Origin of the sequence: Microbacterium sp. GbtcB4, assembly GCF_019091465.1 — a bacterium.
GTDB classification, from domain to species: Bacteria; Actinomycetota; Actinomycetes; order Actinomycetales; family Microbacteriaceae; genus Microbacterium; species Microbacterium paraoxydans.
Window position 1 is genome coordinate 40,999 of the sequence record NZ_JAGXJJ010000007.1, and the last position, 26,404, is coordinate 67,402.

A 26,404-nucleotide genomic window follows, 5' to 3' on the forward strand; every position below is an offset into this window, starting at 1 on the left:
CTCAGCCGGAGACCCTGGTGCGATAGTCGCGCGGCGGCAGGCCGAGGACGGCCGCGAAGTCGCGCGTGAGATGGGCGTGGTCGGCGTATCCCAGCGCGGCGGCGAGCGCCGTCAGGTCCGTCTCCGGCTCCTCGCGGAGACGCTGCGCCGCCTCCTGCAGCCGGCGGCGACGGATGATCGCGCCCGGCGAGAGCCCGACGGTGCGGTGCGTGAGCCGCTGCAGCGTGCGCACCGAGAGCGCGAGTCGGGTGGCCGCTTCCTCCGGCGTCAGCGCCGCCCCCTCCCAGCAGCACGTCGAGCATCGCGTTGGCCTGCCGCCCCGCCGCGCCGACCGGGCCGACGCGCTGCGACAGCCATGCGGAGAAGACCGCGACGGCGCGCTCCCGGCGCTCGGGCGCGGTCCGCATCGCCGTCGTCACCGCCGCGTGCAGATCGGGGGCGTCGAAGGCCCGCTCCGCGTCGATCAGGGCCGGAGGGTCGTCCGTGAGGGCAGGGACCGCGGCAGGGCGGAGCAGAGCGCCGACAGCCCACCCGGACCCCCGCAGCTCCCTGGTCGACGCGCGGGTCGTGCCGCCCGAGATCGACACGCCCTCCGGGGCGACGACGAGGTTGACGGCCGGATACGAGACGATCTCCTGCCGGGACACCTCGCCCTCCGGAAGGCTCCACTCCGGGATCCAGAACCAGGCGACGAGCGCGGCGGCCTCTGCGGGCGGCGGCAGCCGATGGAACGAGGGCAGTCGTGCGGGATAGAGCACTCCACGCGTCCGGTCCACCATCGCCCCAGCGTAGAACGCGCCACCGACGCGGCGTCGGCGACGTGTCGCGGATCTTCAAGCGGCGGGTTCCCTCCCCCGCCTACCGTGGCCGCATGACCGAACAGACACCTCCGGCCGGCGTGACCGGCGCACACACCACCGACGGCCGCCCGCACAGCGCGACCTCGCTCACCCCCTTCCTCGCGATCCCCGACGCCGCCCGCGCCGTCGAGTTCTACCGGGACGTCTTCGGCGCCCGCGTGGTCGACGTGACGGAGTTCGGCGGTGTCGTCGCGCATGCCGACCTCGACTTCGGACTCGGACGGCTCCAGCTCGGCGAGCCCAGCCCCGAGTACCACCTCGTGCCCGCGCCTTCCGGCGACGATGACTGCTACTCGATGGGCCTGTATGTGCCGGACGTGGACGCCGTGGTCGCGCGCGCCGTCGCGGCGGGGGCGACCGTCCGCGAGGCGCCGTCCCTGTTCGTCTCCGGCGACCGCTACGCCAGCATCCGCGACCCGTTCGGCGTCCGCTGGTCGATCATGACCCGCGTGGAGGACCTCTCCGACGAGGAGAGCGCACGACGGGTCGCAGAGTGGGCGGCCTCGTTCAGCGCGACGCCGGAGACCGCCGGGAGCTGAGCGCGACCAGGGCGACCCGCTCGACGGCCGGCAGCAGCGCCTCCGCGGTGCGGCGGTAGCCGAGGGCGCTCGGGTGGAAGCGGTCGAGGCTGAACATCTCCTCCGGCTCGTCGAAGAACATCGGGCCGACAGCCCGCCGCAGGTCCACCGTCTCCGCTCCTTCCCGGTGCGCGGCCTCCGCCTGCGCCTCCGCCAGCCGTCGGGACAGACCGGAGGCGATGCGGCGCAGCGGCTGCGGCACCGCGCGCAGGGCACCGAGGTCGGGGCAGGTGCCGACGACGACGCGGGCGCCGCGAGCCTGCAGGCGGACGATGGCCTCGCGCAGGTGGCGGGCCGACTCCGCTGCCGGGAGGCGATGGGTGACGTCGTTGCCGCCGACCACGACCACGGCGACGTCAGGGCGATAGTCCGCGGGGAGGCGGGAGAGCTGCCCGTCGAGATCCCGCGACTCCGCGCCCACGACCGCGGCGGTGCGCAGCCGCACGGGACGCCCGAGTCGGCGTGCCGTCGCCTTCGCGAGCCGTGCCCCGAGGGTCTCCTTCCGCCGTGCCGCTCCCAGGCCGGCAGCGAGGGAGTCGCCCAGCAGCAGGAGGTCGAGCGGCTCGCCCTCGAGCCCCGGGCGCCAGACACGGTCGGCGTCGAGCGACTGCTCCCCCAGCGGCTTTCCGATGCGCCGACGCGCGACGGCGGCCTGCCGGTCGAGGACCGCGCGGGCGCCCACGACGAGCGCGGCGGCGAGCGCGACCAGGGTCAGCAGGGGCAGACGACGCACGGCGCGATTCCAGCGGACCGCCGTGAACGCGCGGTGAACGCCCCGTCCCGACGGGGCGTTCAGGCCAGCGTCTTGACCTCGAGCTCGTCGTCGCCGGCGCGCACGCTTGCGAAGTGGGTGTAGCCGTCCGCCGCCGACCGCTCCAGCAGCGCCTTGAGGTTCTTCGTGCGCTGCTCGAGTCGCACCCGCGCGCCCTTCGCGACGAGGGCCGTCTTGTGCGCCACGAGCTCCGCCACGGGGACGGCCGCGTCGTGGACCAGCACGATCGCCTGCGCCGCAGTGGCCGGGTCCGTCGAGACGAGGTCGACCAGGCGCTCGAACCCGAGGGAGAAGCCCACCGCCGGCACGTCCTGCTGGAGGAACCGGCCGATCATGCCGTCGTACCGTCCTCCGCCACCGAGCGAATACGTCACCGACGGGTGCGCGAGCTCGAAGATCGTCCCGGTGTAGTAGCCCATGCCGCGGACCAGGAACGGGTCGAACACGAGCGGGATGTCGTCCTGCCCGCGCCCCGCCGCGACCGCCTCGCCGATGCCGACGAGGTGGGCGACGAGCTCGTCCGGCGCGCCGTCCGGGAGCGCCTTGCGGATCTGGCGGTCACCGAACGGGTGGTACTCGAGCGTCTGCGGACGGCCGAGGAAGGCCTGGAACGCGTCGACCGCGGTCGTCGTGGCCCCGCGCTCGCGGAGCTCGGCGGCCACACCCTCCGGCCCGATCTTGTCGAGCTTGTCGATCGTGATCAGCACCTGCGGGCGCTCGTCCTCGGTGAACCCGAAGTGCTCCAGCATCCATTCCAGCACGCGGCGGTCGTTGATCCGCACGCTCGCGCCCTCCAGGCCCAGGGCGTCGACGGCGTCGAGCGACGCGGCCAGCAGCTCGGCCTCGGCCCGCGCGGACGCGTCGCCGATGATATCGATGTCGCACTGGACGAACTGGCGGTAGCGCCCCTTCTGCGGACGCTCGGCCCGCCAGACGGGACCGATCTGGATGGACCGGAAGACGCCGGGGAGCTGTCCCCTGTTGCTCGCGTAGAAGCGGGCGAGCGGCACCGTCAGGTCGTAGCGCAGGCCGAGGTCGGAGAGCTCCGCGGGGTCGTCGGCGGCGGCGCGGACGGCCTCCGCATCCAGGCCGCGGCGCAGGATGTTGAACGACAGCTTCTCGTTGTCGCCGCCGATGCCGGCATGCAGCCGGTCGTACTCCTCGACCACGGGGGTCTCGATCTCGTCGAATCCGTGCGCGCGATAGCGGTCGCGGATGACGGAGAGCACCCGCTCACGGCGGGCCTTGTCGGCGGGGAGGAAGTCGCGCATGCCGCGCGGCGCGTTCACGGTAGCCACCCGTCCATCTTCCCAGGTCGGCGGCGGTGTCCGTGTCCGATCAACCGGCCTCGGCGGCGCGGACCTCGTCCTCCAGGCGCGTCAGCCGTTCCCGGAGGGCGCGCTCCGCGTCCCAGCCCTCGGCCCGAGCGGTGTCCACGAGGGCGAGGAGGGCATCGCCGAGCTCCTCCTCCGACGACGGGCGCAGGGCGGACGGCTGCGTGGGCACCACGCCGGCGCCGGCGGCACGACCCGACATCTTCTGCGCCCGGGCGAGAGCGGGCATCGCGCGCGGGATCCCGTCGAGCACGCTGCGGCGGGTGCGCTTCTCCGCCGCCTTCGCCGCGTTCCAGTGCACGAGCACCTCCTCCGGCGTCTCCGCGACCTCGTCGCCGAACACGTGTGGATGCCGCCGCACCATCTTCTCGGTGAGCGTGCGGGCGACGTCGTCGATGTCGAACGGGTCGTCCGGGTCCTGTGCCGCGATCGCGGCATGGAACAGCACCTGCCACAGCAGATCGCCCAGCTCCTCGCGGAGGTCGGCGCGCGAGCCGTCCTCGACCGCGTCGATCACCTCGTGCGATTCCTCGATGAGGTACGGCACGAGGTCGCGGTGCGTGATGCGCTGCGACCACACGCACCGTTCCCGCACCGCACGCATGGTCTCCGCGGCCGCGCGCAGCGGATCGTCGATGTCCTCGGGGCCTCGCTGCTCGCTGGTCATGCTTCCTCCGGGCTCCGGCTCAGGCGGGGATGGGCGCAGCGCGACGGTACCACCGGGCGCGCAGGGTGACGACGATGCCGGAGAGGATCAGCGCGAGGAGCGACCCCACGAGGACGCCGAGGATCGCCTGGTCGCGGATGACCGCGTCGCCCTCGAACGCGAGGTTCGCGAGCAGGAGCGAGACGGTGAATCCGATGCCGCCCAGGGCGCCGGCGGCGAGGATGTCCGCGAACGGCAGGGCCGGGTCGGCCCCCTTCGGACGGATGCGCATGGCGAGCCAGCCGAACAGGGAGATGCCGATGATCTTCCCCACCGGAAGGGCCACCACGATCGCCCAGAAGGCCGGGGAGAGGGCCGTCGGCGAGACGGCGGGGATGACGACGAAAGCCGCCACGAAGGCGAAGAGCGGCAGGATCGCGCCGTTCACGGTCGGCTCCAGCGCATGCCGGGTGCGTCCGGCGGGTACCGGCGCCATGACGAGGCCGAGCATCACGCCGGCGATGGTCGCGTGGATGCCGGACGAGGCGACGAGGCCCCACGTGATGACGCCGACGACGGCCATCGCGACCGCGACGAGCGTGTGTCCGGTGGCGTGCAGCAGGCGGCTCAGCAGCCAGAACACCGCCACCCCGACGATCGCGAGCCCGAACAGGAGCCACTGCACGTCGTGCGCGAAGAGCACCGCGATGAAGATGATGCCGATGATGTCGTCGAGGATCGCGAGGGCCAGCAGGAACACCCGCACCCGGGACGGGAGTCCTCGTCCGAACATCGCCAGCACGCCGAGCGCGAAGGCGATGTCGGTGGCGGTCGGGATCGGCCAGCCGGACGCCGTCTCCGGCCCTCCCGCGATCAGCAGGTACACGAGGATCGGCACGAGCACGCCGCCGGTGGCCGCGATGGCGGGCTGCACGGCCTTCCGCGGGGAGTCGAGCTCGCCGTGGGTGAGCTCGTGCCGCAGCTCGATCGCCACGACCAGGAAGAAGATCGCGAGCAGGCCGTCCGACACCCAGTGCGCGATCGAGAGGTCCAGCGCCGTCCCGGGGACGGCGAGGTGTGTCTCCAACAGCCCGGCGATCGCGTCGTGCGTGGGCAGGTTCGCGAAGAGGAGTCCGAGGCCGGCGGCCACGAGCAGGAGGACGGCGGGGAACTGCTGCCCGCGGAGGGGGTTCGCTGTGATGCGCATCCCGTCCATCGTAGGCCGCGGCGTCACACGGTCGTCATGCGTGCAGGACACCCCGATCCACCCGGCTACTCTCGGAGGGTGACCCCCGATTCCCCCGCTTTCTCCGAGCCGACGCCCACCGAGGCCATCCGCGTGATCGGTCGTTTCGAAGCCGGTCGCGGCATCCCCGATGCCATGCGCTCCGACGTGCGGATGCTGGGCCAGCTCCTCGGCCAGGTGCTCCGCGAGGCCGGCGGCGACGACCTCTTCGAGGACGTCGAGCGCCTGCGCCTCGCGACGATCCAGGCCTACGAGGACCACAGCTCCGACGCGTTCGACCGCGCCGCGGCGATCGCCGACTCCTTCACGATCGCCCGTGCCGACGAGGTCGCCCGCGCGTTCACCTGCTACTTCCACCTCGTGAACCTCGCCGAGGAGCACCAGCGGGTGCGCGTGCTCCGGGAGCGGGCGGGGCAGGCCCCTTCGACAGGCTCAGGGACCCAGGTGGGCTCAGGGACCCAGGTGGGCTCAGGGACCCAGGTGGGCTCAGGGACCCAGGCGGACTCAGGCCCTTCGACGGGCTCAGGGACCCAGGCGACGGACACGGTCGCGGGGGCCTACGCCCGGCTGCGCGAGGAGGTCGGCGACGACGAGGCCCGCCGTCGTCTGGACGGTCTGCGCTTCCACCCCGTCTTCACGGCCCACCCGACCGAGGCCCGGCGCCGCGCGGTCTCGTCGAGCATCCGCCGCCTCTCCGAGCTGCTCACCCAGCACGACGCGGCGAGCGCAGGCGGCTCCGAGGAGCACCGCGCCCGCCGCCGGATGCTCGAGGAGATCGACACCCTGTGGCGCACGGCGCCGCTGCGCGCGCAGAAGCCCTCCCCGACCGACGAGGTCCGCACCGTCATGGGCGTCTTCGACGAGACGCTGTTCACCACGGTCCCCCACGTCTACCGCCGGATCGACGACGCCCTCCGCGGCGAGGAGTCCGGCGCCAGCGCCCCGGTCGTCCCGGCGTTCGTACGGATCGGCTCCTGGGTCGGCGGCGACCGCGACGGCAACCCGTTCGTCACAGCCGCGGTGACCCGTGAGGCCTCGCAGATCGCCTCCGACCACGTGCTCCGCGGCCTCGAGCGGGCGCTCGACCGGATCGGCCGCACCCTCACGCTCGCCGCGGACGACACCCCGCCCAGCGCCGAGGTCATCGCACTCTGGGAGCGTTTCACCGCCGCGGAGCCGACGGTCGCCGACGAGCTGGCGGCCCGCTCCCCTGACGAGCCGCACCGCCGGGTCGTCCTCGTCATGGCCCGCCGCGTGGCGGCCACACGGCGCGGTGACGAGGAGGGGTACACGGGTCCGGAGGAGCTGCTCGCGGACCTGCGCGCCGTGCAGTCCTCCCTCGTCGCCGCCGGAGCCCGCCGCCACGCGTTCGGCGGCGTGCAGCATCTGATCTGGCAGGTCGAGACCTACGGCTTCCACCTCACGGAGCTCGAAGTCCGTCAGCACTCCCAGGTGCACGCGAAGGCCCTGGCCGAGCTCGAGGCCGGCGGTCCGATCAGCACGCAGACCGAGGAGGTGCTGGAGGTGTTCCGCGCGATCGCGGACATCCAGCGCGACCGCGGACTGCGCGCCGCGGGTCGCTACGTCGTCTCCTTCACGCAGGCGGCCTCCGACCTCGCGAACGTGTACGAGCTGGCCCGTCACGCGCTCGGCGACGACGCCCCGGTGCTCGACGTCGTGCCGCTGTTCGAGACCTTCGCCGACCTCCAGGCGGCCCCGGGGATCCTCGCCGAGGCCGTCACCTTCCCGGAGTTCCGCCAGCGGATGGCCGCGACCGGCAACCGGCTGGAGGTCATGCTCGGCTACTCCGACTCCTCCAAGGACGTCGGGCCCGTCGCCGCGAACCTCGCGCTGTACACGGCGCAGGAGAAGATCGCCCGCTGGGCGCAGGAGTCCGGCATCGAGCTGACCCTCTTCCACGGCCGCGGCGGGGCGCTCGGCCGTGGCGGCGGCCCCGCCAACTCCGCGATCCTCGCGCAGCCCCCGCACTCCGTCGACGGTCGGTTCAAGCTCACCGAGCAGGGCGAGGTCATCTTCGCCCGCTACGGCGAGCCCGCGATCGCGATGCGGCACATCGACCAGGTCGCCGCCGCGACGCTGCTGGCCTCCTCCCCCACGGTCGAGGAGCGCACGAGCCGCGCGGCCGCCCGCTACGCCGACGTCGCCGCGACGATGGACGCCGCCTCCCGCGAGCGGTTCTTCGCGCTCGTCAAGGCCGAGGGCTTCGCCCCGTGGTTCGCGACCGTGACCCCGATGGAGGAGATCGGTCTGCTCGCGCTCGGGTCGCGTCCCGCCCGCCGCGGCCTCTCGGTGGAGTCGCTGGAAGACCTCAGAGCCATCCCCTGGGTGTTCGCGTGGACGCAGGCCCGGATCAACCTCGCCGGCTGGTTCGGACTCGGCACCGCGCTCGAGGCCGTCGGCGACGAGGAACTGCTCACGGAGGCCTACCGCGAGTGGCCGCTGCTGCGCACGATGGTCGACAACGTCGCGATGAGCCTCGCCAAGACCGACGAGCGCATCGCCCGGCAGTACCTCGCCCTCGGCGACCGCGACGACCTCGCCGCCCTGGTGCTCGACGAGCTCGCCCTCACCCGTCGCTGGGTCATCCGCCTCACGGGAGGCGAGGGGCTGCTGGAGAACAAGCCCGTTCTGCAGCGGGCGGTCCAGCTGCGCAGCCCGTACGTCGACGCCCTCTCCCTCCTGCAGCTGCGGGCGCTCCGCGCGCTCCGGTCGGCGCCGGAGCAGCCGGAGGGCTCGGGAGCCGACGCCGAACAGCAGCGCCTGCTCCTCCTGTCCGTCAGCGGGGTCGCCGCCGGCCTGCAGAACACCGGGTGACCCGAGCCCTCCCGCCGCGTGTGCGGAGGCCCTCGTCGCCGACGCTAGAGTGAAACCTCCGCCTCACCCGGCTCTGCTTTCGCGCGCGACACGATCGCCCGCACCCCATCCCCCATCAGAAAGCCCTCCCGCGTGACCGTCACCACCCCCACCGACTTCCACCCGCTCGCCGCATCCGTGCAGCCCGTCTTCGACACGGTGCTGGCACGCAGCCCGCACGAGCCGGAGTTCCACCAGGCCGTCCACGAGGTGCTGCACTCGATCGCACCCGTCCTGGAGCGCCACCCGGAATACGTGGACGGCGGGATCCTGGAGCGCCTGGTCGAGCCGGAGCGGCAGATCATGTTCCGCGTGCCGTGGGTCGACGACGCCGGGAAGCTGCAGGTCAACCGCGGGTACCGCATCCAGTTCTCCTCCGTACTCGGTCCGTACAAGGGCGGCCTGCGGTTCCACCCGTCGGTCAACCTCTCGATCATCAAGTTCCTCGGCTTCGAGCAGATCTTCAAGAACGCGCTCACCGGCCAGGGCATCGGCGGCGGCAAGGGCGGCTCCGACTTCGACCCGCACGGCAAGTCCGACGCCGAGGTCATGCGGTTCTGCCAGTCGTTCATGAACGAGCTCTACCGGCACCTCGGCGAGCACACCGACGTCCCTGCAGGCGACATCGGCGTCGGCGGCCGCGAGATCGGCTACCTCTTCGGCCAGTACCGCAAGGTCACCAACCGCCACGAGTCCGGCATGTTCACGGGCAAGGGCACCGGATGGGGCGGCGCCGAGGTGCGGACGGAGGCCACCGGCTACGGCGCGGTGTTCTTCGCGCAGGAGATGCTCGGCGTGCACGGCGACTCCCTCGACGGCAAGCGCGTCGGCATCTCGGGCTCCGGCAACGTGGCGATCTACGCGATCCAGAAGGCCGCGCAGCTCGGCGCGACCGCGGTCACGGCCTCCGACTCCTCCGGCTACGTCGTCGACGACGCGGGCATCGACCTCGACCTGCTGCGTCAGCTCAAGGAGGTCGAGCGCGCCCGCATCGTCGAGTACGCGAACCGCCGCCCGAGCGCCCGCTTCGTGGAGAGCGGCAGCGTGTGGGAGGTGCCCGTCGACATCGCGGTGCCCTCCGCCACCCAGAACGAGGTCAGCCTCGCCGATGCGGAGGCCCTGATCGCGAACGGCGTGCGCGCCGTGTCCGAGGGCGCCAACATGCCGTGCGTGCCCGAGGCCGTCGAGGCCTTCCAGAAGGCGGGCGTGCTGTTCGCCCCTGGCAAGGCCGCGAACGCCGGCGGTGTCGCGACCTCGGCGCTGGAGATGAGCCAGAACGCCTCGCGGCAGCGCTGGAGCTTCGGCGACAGCGAGAACAAGCTGCGCGAGATCATGGGCGACATCCACCACGCCGCCTTCGAGGCCGCCGAGCGCCACGGCGTCCCGGGCGACTACGTGGCCGGTGCCAACATCGCCGGCTTCGAGCGCGTCGCCGCGGCGATGCTCGCCCAGGGCGTCATCTGACCCGTTCGAATCGCCTGAATGGTCCCAAATCCGGCCGAGATGCGACTATTCGGGCGATTCGAAGGGTGTGGGGTCAGACCTGACGGTCGTCGGCGTGCCGCGCGAGGGAGCTGCCGTAGCGCTCGGTGAGCTGCACCATGAGGTCGGGAGTGTCCCGGTCGACGCCGAAGACGTGTCCGGGGAAGTCGAGCTCGGGCTGTGCGGCCGCGATCTCGGCGTCGCGGTCGGGTGAGAGCAGCTGCACCGGATCGCCGACCGCGACCCACCCGATCGGCACCACCGTCCCCGACGGCAGCACGGCCCGGCGATGCACGATCGCGTTGACCCGCACCTCGCAGCGATCCCCGACGAGCGCCCCGTTGAAGACCCGGGCTCCGGACGCGAAGAACACCTCCTCGCCCACGGTCGCCCCGGCGATGCTGGCCAGTGTCCCGACGAGGGTGTGCGCCCCGATGTGGACGGCGTTGGCCGCAGTCGCCCTGATCAGCGCGTTCTCCATCACGATGACGTGCGCGCCGAGGGTGATCGGGCCGCCCTCCGCGGTGATGACGGCGCCGTGCAGCACCTGGCAGCCCGGTCCGAGCTCCACGTCGCCGGAGATGACGGCGGTGGGAGCGACGACGGCGGTGTCGTGGATGCGGGGGCGAGCCCCGAGGTGCTCGTACAACATGCGGCCAGACTAGCCCGCGGCGTCTGCGGCGTGCACGACTTCGGAGATCATCACCGACACGCCGGCCCCGAGCCGCTCCCGACGGCGTGTCGTACGCCGACTCCGGAGTTGTGCACGGCGGCCACCGCCGAGGGCCGGGTCATTCGGGCTTGGCGGGCTCGGGGAAGATGGCGGTGAACAGCTGGTCGACCCAGGCGAGCAGCTCCGCGTCGGGAAGCGGCTCCACGCCCACGCCGACCGCCGCGGGCACCGTGGGCATCGGCACGACCAGCGCCTCCCCGCCGGAGACGAGCTTCGCCTTCGGATACAGCCGCTGCAGCCGGACCTTGATGGAGTCCTCGAGGCGGGCGGGCGCGAGGCGCAGGTTCGACCCCATGGCCACGACGTCGGTGAGCCCGGCCCTGGCCGCCCGGCGCCGCAGTCGCGCGATCGACACGAGTCCGGTGACCTCCTCCGGCGGCGTGCCGTACCGGTCGACGAGCTCCTCCACCACGAGGTCGATGGCGTCCTCCTTCGCGGTCGCGGCGGAGGCGGCGGAGAGCTTCTGGTACGCCTCGAGCCGGAGGCGCTCGCTGTCGATGTAGTCCTCGGGGATGCGGGCGTCGAGCGGCAGCTCGAGTCGGAGCTCCTGCCCGGTCTCGACCTCCTCGCCGCGGAAGGTCGCGACGGCCTCGCCGATCATGCGGAGATACAGGTCGAAGCCGACCCCGGCGATGTGCCCGGCCTGCTCGGCGCCGAGGAGGTTTCCGGCACCGCGCAGCTCGAGGTCCTTGAGGGCGACCTGCATTCCGGAGCCGAGGTCGTTGTTGACCGCGATGGTCTGCAGCCGGTCGGCCGCGGTCTCGCTCAGCGGCTTCATGTCGTCGTAGAGGAAGTACGCGTAGGCGCGCTCGCGTCCGCGGCCCACCCGTCCGCGGAGCTGGTGGAGCTGGCTCAGCCCGTACTTGTCGGCGCGGTCGATGATGATCGTGTTCGCGTTGGAGATGTCGAGGCCGGTCTCGATGATCGTGGTCGAGACGAGGACGTCGAACTTGCGCTCCCAGAAGTCGTCGACGACCTGCTCCAGCGCGTGCTCCCCCATCTGCCCGTGCGCCACGGCGATCCGTGCCTCCGGGACCAGCTCGGCGAGCTCGGCCGCGACCCGCTGGATCGACTGCACGCGGTTGTGCACGAAGAAGACCTGCCCCTCTCGGAGGATCTCGCGGCGGATGGCGGCGGCGATCTGCTTGTCGCTGCGGGGTCCGACGAACGAGAGGATCGGGTGCCGGTCCTCCGGGGGCGTGGCGAGCGTCGACATCTCGCGGATGCCGGTGACCGCCATCTCCAGCGTGCGCGGGATCGGGGTGGCGCTCATGGCGAGGATGTCGACGTTGGTCTTCATCTTCTTCAGCGCGTCCTTGTGCTCGACGCCGAAGCGCTGCTCCTCGTCGATGATCATGAGGCCGAGATCCTTGAACAGCACCTGCTCCGTGAGGATGCGGTGCGTGCCGATCACCATGTCCACCGAGCCGTCGAGCAGGCCCTGCAGCGTGAGCCGCGCCTCCTTGTCGGTCTGGAACCGCGACAGCGGCCGCACCTTGACCGGGAACCCGGCGAAGCGCTCCGTGAACGTCTCGAGGTGCTGCTTGACGAGCAGGGTGGTCGGGACGAGCATCGCCACCTGCTTGCCGTCCTGGATCGCCTTGAACGCCGCGCGGACCGCGACCTCTGTCTTGCCGAAGCCGACATCGCCGGAGAGCAGCCGATCCATCGGGATGGGCCGCTCCATGTCGGCCTTGATCTCGTCGATGGTCTGCAGCTGGTCCTGGGTCTCCGCGAACGGGAACGCCTCCTCCAGCTCGCGCTGCCAGGGGGTGTCCGGGCCGAAGGCGTACCCCTTGGCGCTCATCCGGGCGGAGTAGAGCTTGACGAGCTCGACGGCGATGTCGCGGACCGCCTTGCGCGCCTTGCCCTTGGCCTGCGCCCAATCGCTGCCGCCCATCTTCGACAGCGTCGGGGCCTCGCCGCCGACGTACTTCGACAGGAGATCGAGCTGGTCGGTGGGGACGAACAGCTTGTCGCCGGGGTAGCCGCGCTTCGACGGCGCATACTCCAGCACGAGGTAGTCGCGGACGGACTTCGCGGCGTTGCGGCCCCCGGTGGAGACCTCGCGCTGGGTCATCTCGACGAAGCGGCCGATGCCGTGCGTGGCATGCACGACGAAGTCGCCCTGCTTGAGCTGCAGCGGATCGACGACGTTCTTACGACGGGAGGCGAGCTTCTTGACGACGCGCTGGTCGCCGCCGATGGTGCGGCCGTAGAACTCGTTGTCGGTGAGGACGGCGAGCTTCGCCTCCGGCACCTGGAAGCCGGCCTCGACGCCGCCCACGGTGAGCGTCGCGACCCCCGGGTCCGGCGCGTCCGCGATGGTCTCGACGACCCGCGCCGCGATGCCGCGGTCGGAGAGCACGTCGCGGGCGCGGTCGACGAGGCCGTGACCGGTCGCGAGGACGACCACGCGCCAGCCGTCGGCGACCTTCGCGTCGACGAAGGCGATGGCGCCGTCGACGTTGCCGTGGAACGACGGGATGACGGTGGCCGCCTCGACGCTCTCCGCTGTCGCATCGCCGATCCCGAACGGGCTCAGCCGCCACCAGACGCCGCCCCGGTCGCGGACGACCTCGCGCAGGTCGGCGATGGTGAGGAAGTCGCCGGCGCCGAGGTCGATGGGGGCCGAGGCACCGGAGGTCGCCGCGCTCCAGGCGGCGTCGAGGAACTCGCGGTTCGTCTCGCCGAGGGTGAGGGCGCGGGCGGTCGAGCGCTCCGGGTCGATGACGGCGGTGGCACTGCCTTCGGGCAGATACTCGACGAGCGACTTGAGGGGGCCGGCGACCGCGGGCAGCAGCGACTCCATGCCCTCGACCGGGATGCCCTCGGCCATCTTCTCGAGCATGCCGCTGATGGCCGGGAAGCCCCCGATGAGCGCCCTGGCGCGTTCCCGCACCTCGGCCGTGAGCAGGAGCTCGCGGCTGGGCGGCAGGTCGACGCGCGGCACGTCGCCGGGGAGGGAACGCTGGTCCGCCACGGAGAACGCGCGGATCTGATCGATCTCGTCGCCGAAGAACTCCACGCGGTACGGGTGCTCGGACGTGGGCGGGAAGACGTCGAGGATGCCGCCGCGGACGGCGAACTCGCCCCGTCGCGACACCATGTCGACGCGGGAGTATGCCCGTTCGACCAGCTGCTCGGCGACGTGGTCGAGCTCATTGCCGCGGCTGCCCACCGCCAGCTCCAGTGGCACGATGTCGCCGAGGTTCCCGGCGATGGGCTGGAGCGCGGCGCGCACGGAGGCCACGACCACGAGGGGACGCTCCCCGGACCATTCGGCGATGCGGCGCAGGGTCTGCAGTCGCAGGCCGACCGTGTCCGGGCTGGGGCTGAGGCGCTCGTGCGGCAGCGTCTCCCAGGCGGGGAAGGTGAGCACCTCGGCGTCCGGGACGTACGTCTCCAGGGCCTGCGCGACCGATTCCGCCCGGCGCCCCGTGGGCACCACGGCCAGCAGCGCCGCCGGGTGGCCGGCCGCCGCACGCTTGGCGAGCAGACCGGCGAGCACGGGCGCGTCGAGCCCGTCGACCAGGCCGAGGTCGGCGTCGGTGTGCGCCCAGGCGAGAGCGTCACGATACAGAGACGCCTCTTCCAAGGCGCGCAGAATCCCCGGAACAGTCACCGGACAAGCCTAATCGCGCCCACGGACACTGCGGTCGGCTTCCCTGCATCCCACCCCTTTCCGTGCCTCCCACCCCGTTACGGACGCGCGGAAGGGGCCGGGGCGAACCGAAGGGGCCGGGTCGAGCGTTTTAGGCTGGAGGGATGCTTCCGGTCACCCTCACCACCGCACGACTCGTCCTCCACGCCCCGACGGAGGCGGACGTCGACGCGATCACCGAGGCGTGCCAGGACCCGGAGATCGCGCGGTGGACGACGGTGCCCTCCCCCTACTTCCGGCAGGACGCGGAGGACTTCGTCGCCCTCGTCGAGCAGTGGTGGGAGGACGGCTCGCAGACCGTCTGGGGTGTCTACGCCGACGACGTCCTCGTGGGCATGGTCGGACTCCACCACATCGGGGAGCATCCGGCCGGGGGCCATGCCGAGCTCGGCTACTGGGTCGTCGCGGACGCCCGCGGCCGCGGCTACCTCGTCGAGGCCGCGCGGGCCGTGCTCGACTGGGGCTTCGCGGAGCTCGGCCTCGCCCGCATCCGCTGGCAGGCCGTCGTGGGCAACGTCCCCTCCGCCCGCGCCGCCCGCGCCCTCGGCTTCCGCTTCGAAGGCACCATGCGTCAGGGACTCACCAGCCAGCGCGGACGAGACGACGGCTGGCTCGCCGGGCTGCTGCGCGACGACGACCGGACGCCGGTCGAGTGGCCGGTGCTCTGACCGCACGTCCCACGCGTGACAGCGTCGGACCCCGGTGACAGGATGGCTGCATGCCTGAGATGCCGGAGGTCGAAGGACTCGTCGCGTTCCTCGGCGAGCGCACCACCGGACGCACGATCACCCGTGCCTCCGTGGCGGCGATCGCCGCGCTGAAGACCTACGACCCGCCGATCTCGGCACTGGAAGGCGCGGCGATCACCGGGGCGGAGCGCCGCGGCAAGTTCGTGGTGCTCTCCTGCGGGTCCGAGCTGCACCTCGTCTTCCACCTGGCGAAGGCCGGATGGCTGCGCTGGTACGACACCCTGCCGACCACGCTCCTCAAGCCGGGCAAGTCGCCCATCGCGCTGCGGATCGCCCTCGACGACGGCAGCGGCTTCGACCTGACCGAGGCCGGGACGAAGAAGTCGCTGGCCGTGTACGTGGTCCGCGACCCCGCCAAGGTGCCCGGCATCGCCCGGCTCGGCCCCGACCCGCTCGATCCGTCCTTCACCCGCGACGCCTTCGCCGCGCTGCTGGACGACCGACGGATGCAGATCAAGGGTCTGCTGCGCGACCAGGGCGTGATCGCGGGCATCGGCAACGCCTACTCGGACGAGATCCTGCACGCGGCCCGCATGTCGCCGTACGCGATCGCCGGCACGCTGGACGACGCCGAGATCGACCGCCTGTTCGCGGCGATGCAGGAGACCCTCGCCGAGGCCGTGGCGGCCGCCGCGGGAAAACCTCCGGCTGATCTCAAGGACGCCAAGCGCCGCGGCATGCGGGTGCACGCCCGCCGGGGCGAGGCGTGCCCGGTCTGCGGCGATGAGGTGCGCAGCGTCTTCTTCGCCGACCGCTCTCTGGAGTACTGCCCCACCTGTCAGACCGGCGGCAAGGTGCTCGCCGACCGGCGGCTCTCCCGCCTGCTCAAGTGAGGCGCGGGGAACGGCCCCTGCCACGGAATGAAACGGGCGCGGACGCGTTGAGTACACTCAGAGCAGCAACGTGCTCCGGGGTCGGTGGGAATCCGAACCGGCGGTGACAGTCCGCGAGCGTTCCGAGTGATCGGGATGCCGATCCGGTGGAATTCCGGAACCGACGGTGATGCGAGGGACACCTCGCTAGTCCGGAAGGGAGGCAGCACGAGGCGCACGCGCGTGCGTCCGTTCCGCCACCCTGCAGCGACCCCGAGGCCGCAGAGAGGACGACGGATGGCAGTGACCGCGACAGAGCGCCGCGCGATGGATCGCGCGCTCGCCCTCGCGACCCGTGGCCCCCGCGGAGTCAATCCGCAGGTGGGCGCCGTGCTCCTCTCCCCCGACGGCGAGGTGCTGGCCGAGGGCTGGCACCGGGGCTCCGGCACTCCGCACGCCGAGGTCGACGCGCTGTCGAAGCTCGGCCCTGGCGCCGCACGCGGCGCGACCGCGGTCGTCACGCTCGAACCCTGCAACCACACCGGTCGCACCGGTCCCTGCGCGCTCGCGCTCATCGAGGCCGGGGTGGCACGGGTCGTCTACGCCCTCGACGACCCGGGTGAGGTCTCCGGCGGCGGCGCGGAGCGGCTGCGCGCCGCGGGCGTCAGCGTCGAGTCCGGCGAACGGGCCGCGGAGGCACGCGCGCTGATCGGCGACTGGCTCTTCGCGGCGCGACGCGGCCGTCCGCACGTCACCGTCAAGTGGGCGCAGAGCCTCGACGGCAGGGCTGCAGCGGACGACGGCACCAGCCAGTGGATCACCGGGCCCGAGGCGCGTGCCGACGTGCACCGGCGACGCGCCGCGGCCGACGCCATCGCGGTCGGCACCGGCACCGTTCTCGCCGACGACCCCGCGCTCACTGCCCGCGCCGGCGACGAGCTCCTTCCGCATCAGCCCGTCCCGGTCGTGATCGGCGCGCGGCCCACCCCTGCGGATGCGGCGGTGCACCGTCATCCGCACACGCCGGTGTTCTTCGACACGCGCGACCTGTCGGCGGTCCTCGCCGCGCTGCACGCGCGCGGCATCCAGACACTGTTCGTGGAAGGCGGCCCGACGCTCGCCAGCGCGTTCCTCGCCGCCGGACTCGCGGACCGTGTGCTCGCCTACGTCGCCCCGGTCCTCCTGGGCGGGAGCCGCCTGGCCGTGTCCGACATCGGCGTCCGCTCGATCGACGAGGCGCGCCGCCTCGTCGTGGACGAATGGCTGCCGTTGGGCGCAGACCTGCTCGCGATCGCGCATCCTGCGGACGCGGACGACCCGGACCACACAGGCACGGAGAAGGGAAGCCGCTGATGTTCACCGGAATCATCGAGGAGATCGGCGAGGTCACCGCCATCGCCGAGTCGGGCGACGGCTGGCGGCTCACCGTCCGCGCCCCGAAGGCGGCCGCCGACGCCGTGCACGGGGAGTCGATCGCGGTCTCCGGCGTCTGCCTGACCGTCGTCGGCTCCACCGCCGAGACCTTCGACGCCGACGTCATGAAGCAGACGCTCGACGTCGCGGCCCTCGGCACGGCGACCGTCGGGACCAGGGTCAACATCGAGAAGGCGATGCCCGTGGGCGCACGGCTCGGCGGGCACATCGTGCAGGGCCACGTCGACGGCACCGGTGTCGTGCTCGAGGTTCGCCCGGGCGCGCAGTGGAGCGTGCTCCGCATCAGCCTTCCGGACGACCTCGCGCCACTCGTCGTCGACAAGGGCTCCATCTCGGTCGACGGCACCTCGCTGACGGTGAGCGCGGTGAGCCCTTCGACAGGCTCGCGGACCCGGGGAGGGCACTGGTTCGAGGTGTCGCTCATCCCGGAGACCCTGGCGGCGACCACCCTCGGCACCCGCGCGGTCGGCGACCGCGTGAACCTCGAGACCGACATCCTCGCGCGGCACGTCGAGCGGCTGCTCGCCTTCCGCGCCGCACCGGAAGGGGGCTCGCGATGAGCCTGGCAACCATCCCCGAAGCCCTGGAGGCGCTGCGCGCCGGCCGGCCCGTGCTCGTGGCCGACGACGAGAACCGCGAGAACGAGGGGGACGTCGTCCTCTCCGCCGAGCTCGCCACCCCCGAATGGGTGGCGTGGACGGTGCGCTGGTCGTCCGGCTTCATCTGCGCGCCAATGCCCACCGACCTCGCGGACAGCCTCAACCTCCCGCCGATGGTCGCGGCCAGTGAAGACGCCCGCTCCACCGCCTACACCGTGAGCGTCGACGCCGCGGAAGGGGTGACGACGGGAATCAGCGCGAGCGACCGGGCGCACACCCTCAACGTCCTGGCCGATCCGTCCTCGACGGCGACGAGCATCATCCGCCCCGGCCACGTGCTGCCGCTCCGGGCCGTCGACGGCGGTGTGCGCGAGCGCAGCGGTCACACGGAGGCAGCGGTCGAGCTCATGAAGCTCGCCGGCCTCCGGCCCGTCGGCGCGATCGCGGAAGTCGTCGCCGAGGACGGCAGTATGATGCGGCTTCCCGGGCTTCTCGAACTCGGCGCCCGCGACGGCGTGCCGGTCATCACGATCGAGCAGCTCATCGCGCACCTCAACGAGATCGACCCGGACGGAGCCACACCGGCCGCCCAGCGCGGACGCCGCGTGAGCCTCCGTGCCGACGCCACCGTGCCCACCGACCACGGCACGTTCCGCTTCCTTGCCTACAAGGACCGCGTCACCGGCACCGACCACATCGCGGTCGTGTCAGGCGAGCCGACCGAGACCGCCCTCGTGCGCGTGCACTCCGAGTGCCTCACCGGCGAGGCGTTCGGCTCCCAGAAGTGCGAGTGCGGGCCGCAGCTCGATGCCGCGCTGGACGCGATCGACCGCGAGGGCGGGATCGTCATCTACATGCGGGGGCACGAGGGGCGCGGCATCGGGCTCATCAACAAGCTGCGGGCCTACAGCCTGCAGGAGGACGGCCTGGACACCGTCGACGCGAACCTGGCACTGGGGCTCCCGGCGGACGCCCGCGACTACGCCGCGGCGGCCGGGATCCTCACCGACCTGGGCGTCTCGAAGGTCCGGCTGCTCACCAACAACACCGACAAGGTGAACAAGCTGCGCGAGCTCGGCCTCGACGTCGTCGAGCAGGTGCCGCTGATCGTGGGTGTGGGCCCGAACAACCACCAGTACCTGGAGACCAAGCGCGACCGCATGGGCCACATCATCGGCGAAGCAGAGCTCGCCGAGGCCCTCGCGGCAGGAAAGGACGAGGAATGAGCGGCGCCGGAGCACCGAAGACGGGGAACATCGACGGGCGGGGGCTGGAGATCGTCGTGATCGCCGGCACCTGGCATGAGGTGATCTCGAACGGCCTGATCGCCGGCGCCCAGCGGGTGCTCGACGAGGCGGGGGCGACGCATCGGCTCGTGCGAGTGCCCGGTTCGTTCGAGCTCGCCGTGGCCGCACAGGCCGCCTTCGCCGGCGGTGCGGACGCGGTGGTCGCCCTCGGGGTCATCATCCGTGGCGGCACGCCGCACTTCGAGTACGTCTCGGCGGCGGCGACCGACGGACTCACCCGCGTCTCCCTCGATGCCGGCAAGCCGGTCGGGTTCGGGCTGCTCACGCTCGACGACGAGAAGCAGGGGCTGGACCGCGCGGGCCTGGAGGGCTCGAAGGAGGACAAGGGCGCGGAGGCCGCGGACGCCGCACTGCGCACCGCCCTCGTGATCCGCGAGCTGCGCGGCTGACTCCCTCCGCGCCTCGCGCCCGATCGCGGGCGCGAGGTCAGGCGTGCCTTGGTGGCGCGGAACGCCGCGCTCTCGTACGGTGAGGGCATGGAGACCCTGCGCCACATCGTGCTCTTCGTCCACCTCATCGGCTTCGCCGTGCTCTTCGGGGCCTGGGCGGCGCAGGCGTTCGGCGGCAAGCGGGTGTTCACGCGTCTGATGACCATCGGCATGACGATCGCCGCGGTCGCCGGCCTCGCCCTCGCCGCCCCGTGGGGCCTTCCCGAGGGCGTCGAGATGAACTACGCCAAGATCGGGACGAAGCTCGTCATCCTCCTCGCCATCGGCGCCCTGCTCGGGATCGGCACGGCGCGCCAGAAGCGCGACCAGGTGGTGCCGCCCGCGGTCTTCTGGCTCGTGGGCATCCTCACCGCGGTCAACGCGGCCATCGCCGCGATCTGGCGCTGAGGCGCGGATCAGCGGAGGCTGCGCTTCCAGAGCGCGGCTGACTGCTCCCCGACGCCGGCCGTTCGGATGCGCTGGCCGTTGCGTCCCCCGCGGGCAAACGTGGCCGTGACGCCCGGCGGGACATCGGAAGGCGCCACCGGGCGCGACGACCAGGTGCAGTCGCGCACATGCACGAGGTCTGCCGCCACCGCCGCCGGATCGTCGTCGTAGCGCCACGGCCCCGTCAGCGTCCCGAGCCAGAAGTACCCGTCGACGTCGCGCGTCCAGACGAGGGTTCCCGTCGGAAGCGCCGCGAACCGCTCCAGCCGCCGCGCCGACCGCTCGCCATCACGGGCGTCGACGGCCGCGAGCGCCGCGGTCAGGGAACGGGGCGCGCGGTCGAGCCGCCCGCCCATGCCGCACACCCCTTCGGCGAGCGCGCGCTCGACCGCGACCCCCGGGGCGACGGCATCGTCGCGGGAGCGCATCGGCGCCCGGTAGGCGATCGGCCCGTCGACTGCGTCGCCCGTCATCGGAGCGGCACCAGGGTCGCCTCGACATCGCGCCCGTCGACCACGACGTGCATCATCGTGTGCACCGGCTGCCGGCGTCGGTCGGTGGGAGAGCCCGGGTTGAGCAGCCGCAGCCCGTTCGGCGTCACGGTGTCCCACGGGATGTGCGAGTGCCCGAAGACCAGCAGGTCGGTGTCGGGGAAGGCCAGATCCATCCGCTTCTCGCGCCCCGTCGCGGCGCCCGTCTCGTGGATGACGGCGACGGCGGTGTCCTCCACGGTGAACCGCGCGATCTCCGGCAGCACCCGGCGGATCTCAGGGCCGTCGTTGTTGCCGTGCACGCCGTGGAGCACGCGCGCGCGGGCCTGGAGCAGCTCGACGGTGGCGAGATCGACCCAGTCCCCCGCGTGCACGACGACGTCGGCCTCGTCGATCGCCCGGAGCACCGCGTCCGGCAGCCGCTTCGCGCGCTTCGGGACGTGCGTGTCGGCGAGGAGCAGCATCCGCGTGGTCATGGTTCCCCTCCGGCCGGCCTCCCCCGACTCTACGCGGGGCACCGACGCGCTCGACCCGGTCCCGTCATCAACGTCCAGCGAACTCCCAGGAAGGCGTAGACTCGCCCGAGTCCGCTGGTATACCGGCGGAGGATCGGAGACCCCTTGAGCACCGCCACCACCCCCGCGAACCCCCGCTCGCGCGTCATCACCGCGAGCCTCGTCGGCACCACCATCGAGTTCTACGACTTCTACGTCTATGCGACGGCAGCCGTGCTCGTCTTCCCCACGCTCTTCTTCCCCAGCACGAACGACACCGCGTCGCTGCTGTCGTCGTTCGCCGTCTTCGGCGCGGCGATGGTCGCCCGCCCGATCGGCGCCGTGATCTTCGGGCACTTCGGCGACAAGTTCGGGCGCAAGGCGACCCTCGTCGCATCGCTCCTCACCATGGGCATCGCGACCTTCGTGATCGGTCTCCTGCCCACCTTCCAGCAGATCGGCTGGGTCGCCCCGCTGCTCCTGCTGATCCTCCGTCTCGCCCAGGGCTTCGCGCTGGGCGGCGAGTGGTCGGGCGCGGCGCTGGTGGCCACCGAGAACGCCCCGAAGGGCAAGCGCGCCTGGTACGGCTCGTTCCCGCAGCTCGGCGCACCGCTCGGCTTCATCATCGCGAACGGCATCTTCCTCGCCATCAACTTCGCACTCCCCCACCCCGAGGACCCGGCGCTGAAGTCCGAGGCCTTCCTCTCCTGGGGCTGGCGCGTGCCGTTCCTGTTCTCCGCCGTCATGGTCATCATCGGCCTGTGGGTGCGGCTCCGGCTCGTCGAGTCGGACACGTTCAAGAAGGCGGAGAAGACCGGGGCCATCCGCAAGCTCCCGCTCGCGACCGTATTCCGGCACCACTGGAAGCAGCTCATCCTCGGCACGTTCATCATGCTGGCGACGTACGTGCTGTTCTACCTGATGACGAACTTCACGCTCACCTACGGCACGAAGGCCGCCGACCTCGAGACCGCCTCGGCCGCCGCCCGTGCTGCCGCGGAGGCGACCGGAAAGGACTTCGACCCGAGCGCGTTCGCAGCGCAGTTCTACCCGGGCCTCGGCTTCGGCTACACGGACTTCGTGCTCATGCAGATCATCGGCGTCGTGTTCTTCGGCATCTTCACACTGCTGTCCGGGCCGATCGCCGACGCCATCGGGCGCCGCAAGCTGCTCCTGTGGGTCACCGGACTCATCGTCGTCTTCGGCCTGTCGTTCAACATCTTCCTGCTCCCGCAGGCGGACCCGAAGTTCACCGGCGCTCTCACCCAGGCCTTCCTCGTGTTCGGCTTCATGCTCATGGGCACGACGTTCGGCCCGATGGGGGCACTCCTGCCGGAGCTCTTCCCGACGAACGTTCGCTACTCCGGCTCCGCGATCGCGTACAACGTGTCGTCGATCCTCGGTGCGGCCGTGGCACCGTTCATCGCGGTGGCCCTGTGGGCGGCCGTCGGCGGCGAGCCCTGGCTCGTGGGGCTGTACCTCTCGTCGATGGCGGTGCTGACCTTCATCGCACTCATCTTCACCCCGGAGACGAAGGACCACGACTACGAGGACGACCTCGGTCTCGCCTCCGCCGTCGAGCTCTAGAGGCCGACCGAACGACGAATGGCGCCCGTGTCCTCGGACACGGGCGCCATTCGCTGTCATGGTGCGCTCAGGCCCGGAGGAACTGCTCGATCGCGGCTACGGTCTGCGGGGTGCTCCGGTGGAGGAGCGCTGACATTCCAATCTCACGGGCGCCGCGGACGGCCTCCACGTGGTCATCGATGAAGAGGACATCCTCCGGGGCCGCATCCATCCGTTGGAGCGCGCTGCGGTACGCCCGGGCGTCGGGTTTCGCCACTCCCAGCTCGTGGCTGTAACAAATGGGATCGAACACCGCAGAGAACCCGTAGCGCCGTTCCTCCTCCTCGCGCGCGCCGTCCGCCGAGTTCGAGAGGATCGCCACCCTCGCCCTTCCCCGCAGCGTCGCGGCGTGCGCGATCAGCTCCGAGTCGGCATGACCGCAGTAGGAATCCCAGAACTCCGCACGCATCTGCGCCTGGCGGTCACTGTCGAGACGCAGCACCGCCCCGAGTCCCTCCCAGAACGCCTCAGCCACTCCCGCTTCGAGGTCGATCCTCGGGAGTGCCGCAGCCGCCAGGCGCTCATCCGCTTCCTGGGGCGTGATGTCAGCCTCACGGCACCAGCGCGCCCACCACTGGTCCTGCCAGGCGTCATCGTCGACGACCTCGAGCACGCCGCCGACGTCGAACAGTATCCACTTCTCCGGCATCCGCTCACCCTAGTCTCGGAGCGGGTGGGGTGTTCTCGCCTGGCCGGGTGCTCACAGCACCACGACGTCGCAGTACCGGGCCGCCGTCTTCGCCAGCCGGCGATCGGCCGTGAGCAGAGGGACGTCGAGGGCCTCCGCGAGCGCGACATAACCGGCGTCGTACGCGGAGACGTCACCGCGCAGCGACCAGATCCGCGGGATGAGCCGACGCAGCGGATGGCGGGTAATCTCCAGCGCTCCGAACGCGTCGAGAGCCTCGCGAGCGGCATGCGCCGGCATCGAGGACCGCATCGTGAGGCGTCGGAGCACGGAGAGGACCTCGATATCGAGACCCGCATGTGCATGGAACTCCTTGCCGTGCGCCCAGACCTCCTCGCCGAGCAGTGCCTCGATCGCCGCCGAGGCATCGAGCACGACCGCCTCGGACGTCCCGCTCACTCGCGCTCGTCCCGTTCGCGATCACGGGCGGCGAGGATGCCCTCGCGCGTCAGGGAGACGCCGGCCGCGCGCGCTCGTGCCCGCGACACCTCGAGGACCTCGGCATTGCTGCGGTACCGGACGAGGTCTTCCAACTCGCGCGCGACGTAGTCCGACAGGCTCATGCGTTCCGCCGCGGCACGCTCTTTGAGCCGGGCGTGAACCTCATCCGGCAGGTTCCTCACTTGCAGCATGCGAGCCATCCTGTCAGCATCGCATGCGCTCCACATGCGGGCAAGGCCGTGCTGTGGACAACGTGCTCGTCAACACTTCTTGACGCGGGCCCGCCGCGTCAACGAATATTGACGCGAAGGAGGTCCCTATGTCTCAACGGACCACCATCGCCGCGGCCGAGGGCGGCGGACCCCTCGCCGAGCTCCACCGCCTGGCCGCGTTGCGCAAGGAGCTCGCGCGCGCCGAAGAGTCCCAGGTCCGTCGCGCCCGCACGAGCGGCTACTCGTGGCAGGCGATCGCGAGCGCCCTCGGCGTCACCAAACAGGCGGCACATCGGCGCTTCGGGCGCACCTGAGCCCATACAGCCGCCCCATAGGAAACGGCCGTCCCCCGAGTACGGTCGAAGTACCATCTCCAGATCGAGGTCCCCCATGTCCCGCACGGCGACAGCACGCCGACGCGGACGGGGCGCACCGGCCGACGGGCCCCGCGCCACCTTCCGCCAGCTCCTCCCCTTCCTCTTCGAGCACAAGCGCACCCTCGTCGTCGTCGCCGTCCTCAGCGTGTTCGGCGCCGCGACCTCGCTCGTGCAGCCCCTCCTCGTGGGCCAGGTCATCGAGGCCGTGCAATCCGACGGCACGATCGGCGTGCTCGTGTGGCTGCTCGTCGGTTTCGTGATCGTGTCGTCGATCATCTCGGGGTTCCAGCACTACCTGCTGCAGCGCACCGGCACCGCGGTCGTCTACTCCAGCCGCCGCAAGCTCATCGCCCGCATCCTTCACCTGCCGACGTCCGAGTTCGACGCACGGCGCACCGGCGACCTCGTCTCCCGTGTGGGCACCGACACCACGCTCCTCTACGCCGTCCTCACGCAGGGGCTCGCCGACGCGGTCGGCAACGTCGTCCTCTTCGCCGGGGCGCTGATCGCGATGCTGCTCATCGACCCCGTGCTGCTGCTGCTCATCGTCGTGGTGATCGGCGTCTCCGTCGTGGTCGTCGTCGCCCTCAGCGGCCGGATCCGCACGGCGTCCACCGCCCAGCAGGAGAAGGTCGGCGAGCTGGCCTCGGGCGTCGAGCGGGCCGTCGGGTCCATCCGCACCATCCGGGCCTCGGGCGCGACCGAGCGGGAGACCGCGGCGGTGACGGAGCGGGCCTCTGAGGCCTATGGCATCGGCGTGCGGATCGCGAAGATCTCCTCGCTCGTGGTGCCGGTCGCCGGCATCGCCCTCCAGCTCTCCCTGCTCGTCGTGCTCGGCGTGGGCGGCTTCCGCGTCGCCGCCGGAGCCATCTCGATCGCGGCCCTCATCTCGTTCGTGATGTTCCTCTTCCTGCTGGTGATGCCCCTCGCCTCGACGTTCGGCGCGATCACCTCCGTCAACCAGGCCCTCGGCGCGCTCGGCCGCATCCAGGAGGTCCTCGACCTGCCCACCGAGACCCAGGACGACGCCGCCACCGCCGCCGCACTGCCCCGTGACGAGGAGCCCGGTGCGGACGCCCCCGCCCTGGAGTTCCGCGACGTGCGGTTCCGCTACCCGGAGAACGTCGTCGCCGCCCGCCGTGCCGCCGCGAGGGAGGCGCAGACCCTGCTCGCCGATGCGCACCTGGAGCAGACCGAGGCCGCCGTCGACCCGCAGGACCACGAGGTGCTCCGCGGGGTGTCGTTCGCGGTCCCGCGCGGGGCACGGGTGGCGCTGGTCGGTCCCAGCGGGGCGGGGAAGAGCACCATCCTCTCCCTCATCGAGCGCTTCTACGACCCGACGGGCGGCTCCATCCGCCTGAAGGGACACGACACCCGCACCTACGCGCGCGACGAGCTGCGCGCGCACTTCGGCTACGTCGAGCAGGACGCCCCGACCCTCGCCGGCACCCTCGCCGAGAACCTGCGGCTCGCTTCCCCCGACGCCACCGATGCGGACTGCGAGCGCGTGCTCCGCGCCGTGAACCTCGGCGACGTGCTGGAGCGGAACCCCCTCGGGGTCGACGCTCCGGTCGGCGAGGACGGCGTGATGCTCTCCGGCGGCGAACGGCAGCGGCTCGCGATCGCCCGGGCACTCCTCACGGACGCCCCGATCCTCCTGCTGGACGAGTCGACCTCGTCGCTCGACGGCGTGAACGAGCAGCGCATGCGCGAGGCCATCGACGCGGTCGCCACGGACCGCACGCTCGTCGTGATCGCGCATCGTCTGTCCACCGTCGTCGACAGCGACCTCATCGTGGTGCTGCACGACGGCGTGGTCGTCGGACAGGGCACCCACGCCGAGCTCGTGGAGTCGACCCCGCTCTACCGCGACCTCGCCCGCCACCAGCTCCTCGCCTGACCCCCTCTCCCCCCTCCCCTACCCCTACTCCCCTACCCCTACTCCCCTCCCCCTGCCCTCCTCCGCCTGCTGAGACCCCGGTTTCGCGTCGAGACCCCGCCTTCCGCACGTATGCGGGGCGGGGTCTCGACGCGAAACCGGGGTCTCGACGGGAGGGGGTGCCACGAAGGCGGGGCGTCGGAGACCACTCAGCCATGGGTTCGTCTCTGA

The 26,404-nt window shown here is 71.8% G+C and carries 25 protein-coding genes, 1 pseudogene and 1 riboswitch; of the genes and pseudogenes, 13 read left to right on the forward strand and 13 right to left on the reverse strand.

The window, feature by feature from the left end:
• Nucleotide 1 precedes the first annotated feature (1 nt).
• A complete protein-coding gene (locus tag KVS71_RS20020; protein WP_368874722.1) occupies nt 2-232 on the reverse strand; it encodes a helix-turn-helix domain-containing protein in 231 nt (76 codons plus the stop codon).
• A gap of 295 nt (nt 233-527) precedes the next feature.
• Nucleotides 528-779 (reverse strand): annotated as a pseudogene (locus KVS71_RS20355) (DUF6597 domain-containing transcriptional factor); the annotation flags it as partial.
• Nucleotides 780-871: 92 nt separating this feature from the next.
• Between KVS71_RS20355 and KVS71_RS12250 the strand changes: the two are divergent.
• Nucleotides 872-1,399, forward strand: a complete 528-nt coding sequence (locus KVS71_RS12250) for a glyoxalase/bleomycin resistance/extradiol dioxygenase family protein (RefSeq protein WP_144880805.1) — start codon at nt 872-874, stop codon at nt 1,397-1,399.
• Here KVS71_RS12250 and KVS71_RS12255 read toward each other — a convergent pair.
• From KVS71_RS12255 to nhaA, 4 genes are all read right to left on the reverse strand, one after another.
• The gene (locus tag KVS71_RS12255; protein ID WP_368874724.1) at nt 1,368-2,171 is read right to left on the reverse strand and encodes an SGNH/GDSL hydrolase family protein; all 804 of its coding nucleotides are present in this window, start codon (nt 2,169-2,171) and stop codon (nt 1,368-1,370) included. The genes KVS71_RS12250 and KVS71_RS12255 overlap by 32 nt on opposite strands.
• Nucleotides 2,172-2,230: 59 nt before the next feature.
• Nucleotides 2,231-3,481, reverse strand: coding sequence for a histidine--tRNA ligase (gene hisS / locus KVS71_RS12260; RefSeq protein WP_217584749.1), 1,251 nt, complete (start codon nt 3,479-3,481; stop codon nt 2,231-2,233).
• 67 nt (nt 3,482-3,548) lie between these two features.
• The gene (locus tag KVS71_RS12265) at nt 3,549-4,211 is read right to left on the reverse strand and encodes a MazG family protein (RefSeq protein WP_060921971.1); all 663 of its coding nucleotides are present in this window, start codon (nt 4,209-4,211) and stop codon (nt 3,549-3,551) included.
• A gap of 19 nt (nt 4,212-4,230) precedes the next feature.
• The gene (gene nhaA / locus KVS71_RS12270) at nt 4,231-5,397 is read right to left on the reverse strand and encodes a Na+/H+ antiporter NhaA (RefSeq protein ID WP_060921970.1); all 1,167 of its coding nucleotides are present in this window, start codon (nt 5,395-5,397) and stop codon (nt 4,231-4,233) included.
• A gap of 78 nt (nt 5,398-5,475) precedes the next feature.
• On the opposite strand from nhaA, the gene KVS71_RS12275 reads away from it, so the two are divergent.
• Nucleotides 5,476-8,271: a phosphoenolpyruvate carboxylase gene (locus KVS71_RS12275; protein WP_217584680.1), complete on the forward strand. Its 2,796-nt coding sequence runs from the start codon at nt 5,476-5,478 to the stop codon at nt 8,269-8,271.
• Between the two features lie 132 nt (nt 8,272-8,403).
• Entirely contained in the window at nt 8,404-9,774 is a 1,371-nt protein-coding gene (gdhA, locus tag KVS71_RS12280; protein WP_060921968.1) for an NADP-specific glutamate dehydrogenase, read from the forward strand.
• 73 nt (nt 9,775-9,847) lie between these two features.
• Here the strand turns inward: gdhA and KVS71_RS12285 are convergent, their stop codons facing one another.
• On the reverse strand, nt 9,848-10,444 hold the full coding sequence (locus KVS71_RS12285) for a gamma carbonic anhydrase family protein (RefSeq protein WP_025103909.1): 597 nt from the start codon (nt 10,442-10,444) through the stop codon (nt 9,848-9,850).
• Between the two features lie 139 nt (nt 10,445-10,583).
• Nucleotides 10,584-14,150 carry a transcription-repair coupling factor gene (gene mfd / locus KVS71_RS12290; protein WP_217584681.1) on the reverse strand — a complete coding sequence of 1,189 codons (3,567 nt, stop codon included), beginning with the start codon at nt 14,148-14,150 and terminating at the stop codon, nt 10,584-10,586.
• A 143-nt stretch (nt 14,151-14,293) separates the two neighbouring features.
• Here mfd and KVS71_RS12295 point away from each other — a divergent pair, with 143 nt between their 5' ends.
• The 7 genes from KVS71_RS12295 (at nt 14,294) to KVS71_RS12325 (ending at nt 19,926) form a co-directional block, all read left to right on the forward strand.
• Nucleotides 14,294-14,857 (forward strand): GNAT family N-acetyltransferase, encoded by a 564-nt coding sequence (locus KVS71_RS12295; protein WP_217584682.1) that lies wholly within the window; start codon nt 14,294-14,296, stop codon nt 14,855-14,857.
• Between the two features lie 50 nt (nt 14,858-14,907).
• Nucleotides 14,908-15,771 (forward strand): DNA-formamidopyrimidine glycosylase family protein, encoded by an 864-nt coding sequence (locus tag KVS71_RS12300; protein ID WP_217584683.1) that lies wholly within the window; start codon nt 14,908-14,910, stop codon nt 15,769-15,771.
• 67 nt (nt 15,772-15,838) lie between these two features.
• Nucleotides 15,839-15,983, forward strand: a riboswitch (FMN riboswitch).
• Nucleotides 15,984-16,047: 64 nt separating this feature from the next.
• Entirely contained in the window at nt 16,048-17,103 is a 1,056-nt protein-coding gene (gene ribD / locus KVS71_RS12305) for a bifunctional diaminohydroxyphosphoribosylaminopyrimidine deaminase/5-amino-6-(5-phosphoribosylamino)uracil reductase RibD (RefSeq protein ID WP_217584684.1), read from the forward strand.
• A complete protein-coding gene (locus tag KVS71_RS12310; RefSeq protein ID WP_217584685.1) occupies nt 17,103-17,744 on the forward strand; it encodes a riboflavin synthase in 642 nt (213 codons plus the stop codon). The genes ribD and KVS71_RS12310 overlap by 1 nt, the downstream gene beginning before the upstream one ends.
• Nucleotides 17,741-19,009, forward strand: coding sequence for a GTP cyclohydrolase II (ribA, locus tag KVS71_RS12315; RefSeq protein WP_025103904.1), 1,269 nt, complete (start codon nt 17,741-17,743; stop codon nt 19,007-19,009). Before KVS71_RS12310 ends, ribA begins: the two co-directional genes overlap by 4 nt.
• Nucleotides 19,006-19,479, forward strand: coding sequence for a 6,7-dimethyl-8-ribityllumazine synthase (gene ribH / locus KVS71_RS12320; RefSeq protein ID WP_060921961.1), 474 nt, complete (start codon nt 19,006-19,008; stop codon nt 19,477-19,479). Before ribA ends, ribH begins: the two co-directional genes overlap by 4 nt.
• Nucleotides 19,480-19,566: 87 nt before the next feature.
• Nucleotides 19,567-19,926, forward strand: coding sequence for a hypothetical protein (locus KVS71_RS12325; RefSeq protein ID WP_025103902.1), 360 nt, complete (start codon nt 19,567-19,569; stop codon nt 19,924-19,926).
• Nucleotides 19,927-19,934: 8 nt separating this feature from the next.
• On the opposite strand, the gene KVS71_RS12330 is transcribed toward KVS71_RS12325, so the two are convergent.
• Both KVS71_RS12330 and KVS71_RS12335 read right to left on the reverse strand, forming a co-directional pair.
• The gene (locus KVS71_RS12330; RefSeq protein ID WP_217584686.1) at nt 19,935-20,438 is read right to left on the reverse strand and encodes a GAF domain-containing protein; all 504 of its coding nucleotides are present in this window, start codon (nt 20,436-20,438) and stop codon (nt 19,935-19,937) included.
• The gene (locus KVS71_RS12335; RefSeq protein WP_217584687.1) at nt 20,435-20,932 is read right to left on the reverse strand and encodes a YfcE family phosphodiesterase; all 498 of its coding nucleotides are present in this window, start codon (nt 20,930-20,932) and stop codon (nt 20,435-20,437) included. The genes KVS71_RS12330 and KVS71_RS12335 overlap by 4 nt, the downstream gene beginning before the upstream one ends.
• A 144-nt stretch (nt 20,933-21,076) precedes the next feature.
• Here KVS71_RS12335 and KVS71_RS12340 point away from each other — a divergent pair, with 144 nt between their 5' ends.
• On the forward strand, nt 21,077-22,537 hold the full coding sequence (locus tag KVS71_RS12340; RefSeq protein ID WP_071328121.1) for an MFS transporter: 1,461 nt from the start codon (nt 21,077-21,079) through the stop codon (nt 22,535-22,537).
• A gap of 67 nt (nt 22,538-22,604) precedes the next feature.
• Here the strand turns inward: KVS71_RS12340 and KVS71_RS12345 are convergent, their stop codons facing one another.
• From KVS71_RS12345 to KVS71_RS12355, 3 genes are read right to left on the reverse strand one after another with little or no spacing between them, the layout of a single operon-like run.
• Nucleotides 22,605-23,225 (reverse strand): HAD family hydrolase, encoded by a 621-nt coding sequence (locus tag KVS71_RS12345; protein ID WP_234024220.1) that lies wholly within the window; start codon nt 23,223-23,225, stop codon nt 22,605-22,607.
• 51 nt (nt 23,226-23,276) lie between these two features.
• The gene (locus KVS71_RS12350; RefSeq protein WP_368874730.1) at nt 23,277-23,663 is read right to left on the reverse strand and encodes a type II toxin-antitoxin system VapC family toxin; all 387 of its coding nucleotides are present in this window, start codon (nt 23,661-23,663) and stop codon (nt 23,277-23,279) included.
• Nucleotides 23,660-23,905, reverse strand: a complete 246-nt coding sequence (locus tag KVS71_RS12355; RefSeq protein ID WP_217584688.1) for a hypothetical protein — start codon at nt 23,903-23,905, stop codon at nt 23,660-23,662. The genes KVS71_RS12350 and KVS71_RS12355 overlap by 4 nt, the downstream gene beginning before the upstream one ends.
• Before the next feature lie 119 nt (nt 23,906-24,024).
• Here KVS71_RS12355 and KVS71_RS12360 point away from each other — a divergent pair, with 119 nt between their 5' ends.
• Nucleotides 24,025-24,231, forward strand: a complete 207-nt coding sequence (locus tag KVS71_RS12360) for an AsnC family protein (protein ID WP_217584689.1) — start codon at nt 24,025-24,027, stop codon at nt 24,229-24,231.
• 76 nt (nt 24,232-24,307) lie between these two features.
• Complete coding sequence (locus KVS71_RS12365) at nt 24,308-26,194, forward strand: ABC transporter ATP-binding protein (RefSeq protein ID WP_217584690.1); 1,887 nt, start codon at nt 24,308-24,310, stop codon at nt 26,192-26,194.
• Nucleotides 26,195-26,404: the final 210 nt, after the last annotated feature.

Coding starts and splice junctions, on each gene's coding strand:
- KVS71_RS12365 (WP_217584690.1), top strand. CDS start 24,308: ATGTCCCGCACGGCGACAGCACGCCGACGCGGACGGGGCGCACCGGCC.
- hisS (WP_217584749.1), bottom strand. CDS start 3,481: ATGCGCGACTTCCTCCCCGCCGACAAGGCCCGCCGTGAGCGGGTGCTC.
- ribH (WP_060921961.1), top strand. CDS start 19,006: ATGAGCGGCGCCGGAGCACCGAAGACGGGGAACATCGACGGGCGGGGG.
- KVS71_RS12285 (WP_025103909.1), bottom strand. CDS start 10,444: ATGTTGTACGAGCACCTCGGGGCTCGCCCCCGCATCCACGACACCGCC.
- nhaA (WP_060921970.1), bottom strand. CDS start 5,397: ATGCGCATCACAGCGAACCCCCTCCGCGGGCAGCAGTTCCCCGCCGTC.
- KVS71_RS12250 (WP_144880805.1), top strand. CDS start 872: ATGACCGAACAGACACCTCCGGCCGGCGTGACCGGCGCACACACCACC.
- KVS71_RS12345 (WP_234024220.1), bottom strand. CDS start 23,225: ATGCCGGAGAAGTGGATACTGTTCGACGTCGGCGGCGTGCTCGAGGTC.
- KVS71_RS12300 (WP_217584683.1), top strand. CDS start 14,908: ATGCCTGAGATGCCGGAGGTCGAAGGACTCGTCGCGTTCCTCGGCGAG.
- KVS71_RS12265 (WP_060921971.1), bottom strand. CDS start 4,211: ATGACCAGCGAGCAGCGAGGCCCCGAGGACATCGACGATCCGCTGCGC.
- KVS71_RS12360 (WP_217584689.1), top strand. CDS start 24,025: ATGTCTCAACGGACCACCATCGCCGCGGCCGAGGGCGGCGGACCCCTC.
- KVS71_RS12325 (WP_025103902.1), top strand. CDS start 19,567: ATGGAGACCCTGCGCCACATCGTGCTCTTCGTCCACCTCATCGGCTTC.
- KVS71_RS12295 (WP_217584682.1), top strand. CDS start 14,294: ATGCTTCCGGTCACCCTCACCACCGCACGACTCGTCCTCCACGCCCCG.
- KVS71_RS12330 (WP_217584686.1), bottom strand. CDS start 20,438: ATGACGGGCGACGCAGTCGACGGGCCGATCGCCTACCGGGCGCCGATG.
- ribA (WP_025103904.1), top strand. CDS start 17,741: ATGAGCCTGGCAACCATCCCCGAAGCCCTGGAGGCGCTGCGCGCCGGC.
- KVS71_RS12335 (WP_217584687.1), bottom strand. CDS start 20,932: ATGACCACGCGGATGCTGCTCCTCGCCGACACGCACGTCCCGAAGCGC.
- KVS71_RS12310 (WP_217584685.1), top strand. CDS start 17,103: ATGTTCACCGGAATCATCGAGGAGATCGGCGAGGTCACCGCCATCGCC.
- ribD (WP_217584684.1), top strand. CDS start 16,048: ATGGCAGTGACCGCGACAGAGCGCCGCGCGATGGATCGCGCGCTCGCC.
- KVS71_RS12355 (WP_217584688.1), bottom strand. CDS start 23,905: ATGGCTCGCATGCTGCAAGTGAGGAACCTGCCGGATGAGGTTCACGCC.